Genomic DNA, 5,905 nt, shown 5'->3' with positions numbered 1-5,905 from the left:
AGTTTGACCGTTCCCCACAGGAGTACGGGTAACCACCACATCCAGATCACCGCCAATAGTGCTGTGCTGATCCAGATGCCCCAAGGTAAGTGTACTGCGCCCATGGCCGCTCCCGCCACATAGGAGGAAGCACCACCCGCAATGCCAAACAGCCCCTGCTGCCAGCGGGGCAAGGGGCGCAACCAGCGCAACCCATGGCTGAGGCTCAAGGCAAATCCCAGCCACAGCAGTGCCAACCAGAGGGGGAAACCGACCGAAAATTGAAACAATCCGAGCTGCCAGAGCAGGCCATCGAGCAGACAGCCAGCCAGGGCCACCGGCAATAACCGCAGATCGCGTCTGCGGCTGGGGGAGAAGAGGAAGTGGAGCAACAGCATCAACAGCAGCGGGCCCGGCTGCTGCCATTTCACCGCCAGCAGCCAGTAGAGGTTGAACCCTAGCAGATGAGCCCACTGCCACATAGTCAGTGACTGCTCACTGGCAGATCCCCCGACCAGCCGAGGGGCCCCGGCTTGGCTGCTTCCAGCTGGACCAGGCTGATGGCCCGCTCCCAGAAGCCTCCTTCGCAATAGGCAAAGTAGAAGTGCCACAACCGGATGAAATCCTGGCTATAACCCAGCTTGGGCAGCTCGGGTGCCAGCGCCAGAAAGCGCTCGCACCAGTGCGCCAGGGTGCGGGCATAGTGATGACCGTGATCGTGCAGCCGCACCAGCTGCATGTCGGTCTCGCGGGCAATCAGCCCCGCCATCTGGGAGACACTCGGCAGGCAGCCGCCCGGGAAGATGTAACGCTGGATGAAGTCGACACTGCGCAGATATTGGGCGTGGCGCTGATCGGCAATGGTGATGGCCTGGATCAGCAGGCGGCCACCGGGTTTGAGCAGCCGTGACAACTGGCGGAAGTAATCGGGCAGGAAGGCGTGACCCACCGCCTCTATCATCTCGATGGAGACCAGCTTGTCGAAGGTCCCCTCCAGTTTGCGATAATCCTCCAGCAGCAAGGTAATCCGATCTCCGAGTCCCTCCCGCTCGATCCACTCGCGAGCGTAGTCATGCTGAGCCTGGGAGATGGTCGTCGTGGTCACCCGACAGCCATAGTGACGGGCCGCATAAATGGCCAGCCCGCCCCAGCCTGTGCCTATCTCCAGCAGGTGATCGTCCGGCCTCAGCTCCAGGCGCTCGCAGATGGTGCGCAGCTTGGCCTCTTGTGCCTCCTCCAGAGTGGACTCGGTCCCCGGATAGATGGCGCTCGAATACTGCATATGGCTGTCGAGAAAACCCTGATAGAGGGTATTACCCAGATCGTAGTGGGCGGCGATGTTGGATCGTGAACCTGTCAGGGTATTGCGATTGAGCCAGTGGCGCGCCTTGTTGAAGGGGAAACTCAGCCAACTAAGCCGCCGCTCCAGACTATCGAGCAGTGTCATATTGCGTGCCAGCAACCGCACCAGCGCCACCGGATCCGGGCTGGTCCAGAGCCCCTCCACCCAGGTCTCGCCAGCGGCTATGCTGCCCCCCAACAACAAGCGGCGATAGAAGGCCGGATCCTTTACCACCACTTCGGCGTGCAGGTCAGTGCCCGCCACCCCGAAACTATGACGATCGCTGCCGTCTCGCAGCAGCAACTGACCCTGCTCGAGGCGCCCCAGCAGGGCTAGCAGTAGTTGCCTTGCGCCTTTGTCGATGAAAGAGGCAGAGCTTGTTGATTGCACCAGTTCCATTAGTGAGTCTCCGGATGGCTGAAGAATAAGTGACAGAGCGTTTGAATTGAATCTGAGTCATGAATAGAGCTGGCCGCCGGATAGCACATTGAGGCTGCGGAAGTGGATTGTATCTGCTCCATTAGCGCGTCTCCGGATGGCTGAAGATAGGTGTTCGTTTGATAAAAAGACGCAAGGCCTGCCAGTAGATACCAAGCAGCACCTTCAGGGTCATCCAGGGCCAGCGGGTGAGCAGCGCCACCAACCCCTTGCGCGACAGCGGCTCGCGGCTCAGCGCCAGGGTGGCGTCAAACAGCTTGGCCTCGCCAGACTGGGGATGACTTTCGATATGGATCAGTGTCTCCTGCTCCGGTGGGCGAATACGCCAGTGGTAGCGCATGGCCAACCCCATAAAGGGAGAGACGTGAAAATCCTTGTCGTGGGGCGCCAGCGCCGCCAGATCCAGCAGGTAGTAGTGGCGCTCGTTCCAGGGGGTGTTGGAGACCTCTGCCAGCAGGTAACGCGCATCCCCGTGCCGGTAGCAGAAGTAGAAATTGACCGGGCTGAAGTAGAACCCCAGACAGCGTACATTGCCGAGCAGTAGCACGCGCCCGTCCGGCTCTGCAGCCCCACCAAGCTCGGTCACCTTCTCCCACACAGCTTGCTTGAGGCTTCCCTCGCTGCCTTTGAGATAGTCATTGCGGTGAAAAGAGAGCAAGCCTGCCCGCTCCACCCCAAACCAGCGCCCTTGATTAAGCTGTGGCAGCTCGTCCAGATCCAGCCCCAGCATGAAGAGGCTGTAGGAAAAGGCGTGCGCCCTGGGTGCAAAGCGGCGATGGCGCACCGAACCTTGCCAGATGGCGCTGACTGTCTGAGCCATGGCGACAGTACTCATAGCTCGGCCCCGAAGCGTCTGGCGACGTCCAGCGCGCTGCGCACCCCGTCTTCGTGAAAGCCGTTGTACCAGTAGGCGCCGCAGAAATGGGTGTGCTGCTGACCACAGATCTCCAACCGCGCCTGCTGCGCCAGAATGGATGCCTGATTGAACACCGGATGGTGATAAACAAAGCGGCGCAGCACCTTGCTCTCGTCCACCTTGCCCTTGGGATTGAGGCTGACGCAGAAGGGCGCTGGCGAGTTCACCCCCTGCAATATGTTCATGTTGTAGCTCACCAGCGGCCGAGCCTCGTCGTCCCCGTCCAGCTGATAGTTCCAGCTGGCCCAGGCTTTGCGACGATTGGGCAAACAGCTGGCATCGGTATGGAGCCAGACATCGTTGGCCTGATAGGCCATGTCCCCGAGAATCGCCTGCTCCCGCTCGCTCGCATCGGTAAGCAGGGCCAGCGCCTGATCGCTGTGGCAGGCGAGGATCACCTCGTCAAACTGCTCCTCGCCATAACTGCTCTGGATCAGCACCCCCTCGGTCAGCCGCCGGATCCCCTGTACCGGGCAAGCGAGGCGGATCTGCGGCTGCCAGCCAGCCGTGAGCGGGCCTATGTACTCCCGCGAGCCGCCCGGGATCACGTACCACTGGGGACGGTTCGCCACATCGAGCAAGCCGTGATTGGCAAAAAAACGCAGGAAAAAGCCAAGGGGGAAGGCGCGCATGTCCGCCAGGGTGGATGACCAGATGGCCGCCCCCATGGGCAGAATGTAGTGGCGGGCGAAGTAGTCACTGAAATCCCCCACCTGCAAGAAATCCCCGAGCGTCAGCTCAGAGCTCTCTTGTTGCCGTTGACTATCCGCCAGCCAGGCGCGCGCTTCCCGGTTAAAACGCAGGATCTCGGCGACGAAGCGGTAAAAACGCGGGCTCAGCAGATTGCTGCGCTGGGCAAACAGGGTGTCAAGATTGTGACCGTTGTACTCGAGCCCCTCCGGGCTCTTCACCGAAAAACTCATCTCGGCGTCCTGGCGTGCCACGCCAATCCGCTCCAGCAATGTGAGGAAATGGGGGTAGGTGCGATCATTGAACACGATAAAACCGGTGTCGATGGCATAGCTGCGACCGGCCAGGCTGACATCGACGGTGGCGGTGTGGCCACCCAGGGTGGGGGCCGCCTCAAACAATGTGATGTCGTGGCACTTGTGGAGCAGAAAACCGGCGGTAAGCCCGGAGATACCTGAGCCGACGATGGCAATCTTTTTCTTCATGAATGGCGTCCTTTCGAAACGAGCGTGCTGCCAAGCCGCAGCCAGAGTCCCACCGGCAGGGCGCCAAGCAGGCGCAACAACCAGATGAAGCGGCGGGGAAAGTGGATCTGATGACGACCAGCGGCCAGTCCGGTCAGGATGGTGCGAGAGGCCTCCTCTACCGTCACCAGACAGGGCATGGGAAAATCATTTTTCGCAGTGAGCGGGGTCTGTACAAAGCCGGGGCGGATCAGGGTCACAGCTATGCCCCTGGCCTTGAGATCGAGACGCAGGGTATCGGCCAGATAGTCGAGGGCCGCCTTGGAGGCGCCATAGGCCTCGGCTCGTGGCAGTGGCAACCAGCTCACCGACGAACTGACGATGGCGAGCCGCGCCCCCTCGCCAAGCAGCGGCAGAAAAGCGGCAAGCGCGTGGCCGGTAGCGATGAGATTGGTCTCGATCACCCTGGCAAACAGCTCGCCGTCAAAGCCGTCCGCCACATCCATGTATTCGCAGCTGCCGGCATTGAGGATCAACAGATCCAGCGGCGGCAGGCTGGCAGCCACCTCTGCCATGGCCGCCGCATCCCGGCCATCGAACTGCAAGGGGGTGATGCCGTCCCGGGCCAACTGTGCCAACCGCTCGCTATCACGACCGCAACCCCACACCTGCCAGCCCGCCTGCCTATAATCGAGCGCCAGCTGGCGACCCAGCCCGGAACTGGCGCCTGTGATCAACACACATCTGCTCATGTCCCCAGCCTCCCCTTGATGGTACGCACCACGGGCCCAAGCAGCGGCAACTGCTCGTAAAGCATGGCGCCGAGATCGAAGTAGTCGCGATGCAGACACACCTTATCTGCGGCGTCGAACTCAAGGTGGGTGGCCCCCTCAACCCGCACCGGCTGACCAGCAGCCAGTCTTGGGTGAGAGAGGATCATGACCCAGCTTATCCAGGCCTCACGACCCTGTTGCTGCTGGCTGGTTATCTCGAAGCGACAGTCGGCGAGGCGCTGATAGAGGGCCGCAAAATAGTCGGTGAGCGCCGTTAGCCCCTCGATACGGTGGGCCGGATCGATGAAGATCACCTGCTCGGCATAAACTTCCGGCAAGCGATGCAACTGCTGCTTGTCCAGTTGCTGGTAAAGGGCAATAAAGCGGGCCAGCGGCGCGTTCATTCTATTTCTCCAGGTGGCGAAACATCTCGATGGCTTTTACCCGGGCAAGGGCATGATCCACCATAGGGGCAGGATATTCCCATCCTCCTTTGAGTCGCAACCAGTCATGGGGCTGGTGCACATAGGCGACAGGGATATCGGCAAGTTCAGTTACCCAGGTACGAATAAAGTCTCCTTGTGGATCAAATCGTTGCCCCTGAGTGGTGGGATTGAATACCCGAAAGTAGGGGGCCGCATCGGCACCCGTCCCCGCCGCCCACTGCCAGCCGCCATTGTTGGCCGCCAGATCCCCGTCGATGAGCTGGCTCATGAAATAATCCTCCCCGAGCCGCCAGTGGATGTGCAGATCCTTGGTCAGGAAGCTCGCCACTATCATCCGCAGCCGGTTGTGCATCCAGCCGGTGGCGTTGAGGCAGCGCATGGCCGCATCGACGATGGGATAGCCGGTCCGCCCCTCGCACCAGGCGGCCAAGGCTTCCGGATCCCAACCCCAGGGCAAGGCCGCTGTCTCGGGTTTGAACGGCAGATTCATGGAGAGGGTCGGCACCAGCACCAGCAGGTGGCGATAGAACTCACGCCAGACAAGCTCGTTGAGCCAGACGAAACCGGGTTGCGCCTTGGATTGGGGTCGGTAACCGAGCCGCTGCTGCAGCGCCCCTACGCACTGGCGCGGGCTTATGATGCCCGCGGCCAGATAAGGAGAGAGGGTGGAGGTGCCCGCCTGCGCCGGGAAGTCCCGGGTCTCCCCATAGTCGAGCACCGCCCGTTCCAGAAAATCGTGCAGACGGCGCTGGGCCTCGGCCTCCCCCACTGGCCAGTGCGGATCCGGCGACACGTCGCCCAGCTCAGCATCGACACATGCCCTTTCGAGCAGCGGTTGCCACGACAGCGGCTCGCCC

The 5,905-nt window shown here is 61.4% G+C and carries 7 protein-coding genes; all 7 read right to left on the bottom strand.

Translation table 11 applies throughout. From position 1 onward, the window contains the following. The coding region (locus tag AAC083_RS16560; RefSeq protein ID WP_108537186.1) for a DUF2878 domain-containing protein at positions 1 to 461 on the bottom strand (461 nt) is incomplete at its 3' end. Between the two features lie 2 nt (positions 462 to 463). Continuing rightward, the gene (locus AAC083_RS16555) at positions 464 to 1,720 is read right to left on the bottom strand and encodes an SAM-dependent methyltransferase (RefSeq protein WP_108537185.1); all 1,257 of its coding nucleotides are present in this window, start codon (positions 1,718 to 1,720) and stop codon (positions 464 to 466) included. Positions 1,721 to 1,841: 121 nt separating this feature from the next. After that, positions 1,842 to 2,594, bottom strand: a complete 753-nt coding sequence (locus AAC083_RS16550; RefSeq protein ID WP_108537184.1) for a DUF1365 domain-containing protein — start codon at positions 2,592 to 2,594, stop codon at positions 1,842 to 1,844. Beyond that, on the bottom strand, positions 2,591 to 3,850 hold the full coding sequence (locus AAC083_RS16545) for an NAD(P)/FAD-dependent oxidoreductase (protein WP_108537183.1): 1,260 nt from the start codon (positions 3,848 to 3,850) through the stop codon (positions 2,591 to 2,593). Before AAC083_RS16545 ends, AAC083_RS16550 begins: the two co-directional genes overlap by 4 nt. After that, positions 3,847 to 4,581, bottom strand: coding sequence for an SDR family NAD(P)-dependent oxidoreductase (locus tag AAC083_RS16540; protein ID WP_108537182.1), 735 nt, complete (start codon positions 4,579 to 4,581; stop codon positions 3,847 to 3,849). Before AAC083_RS16540 ends, AAC083_RS16545 begins: the two co-directional genes overlap by 4 nt. After that, positions 4,578 to 5,006 (bottom strand): nuclear transport factor 2 family protein, encoded by a 429-nt coding sequence (locus tag AAC083_RS16535; RefSeq protein WP_108537181.1) that lies wholly within the window; start codon positions 5,004 to 5,006, stop codon positions 4,578 to 4,580. The genes AAC083_RS16540 and AAC083_RS16535 overlap by 4 nt, the downstream gene beginning before the upstream one ends. Position 5,007: 1 nt before the next feature. Next, positions 5,008 to 5,905: cryptochrome/photolyase family protein (locus tag AAC083_RS16530; RefSeq protein WP_308811017.1), on the bottom strand; the 898-nt coding region annotated here is incomplete at its 5' end.

Origin of the sequence: Aeromonas sp. HMWF014 (assembly GCF_963878295.1) — a bacterium.
Lineage (GTDB): Bacteria > Pseudomonadota > Gammaproteobacteria > Enterobacterales > Aeromonadaceae > Aeromonas > Aeromonas popoffii.
Note: the sequence above shows the minus strand (reverse complement) of the source record. Positions and strands in the feature narration are given on the sequence as shown.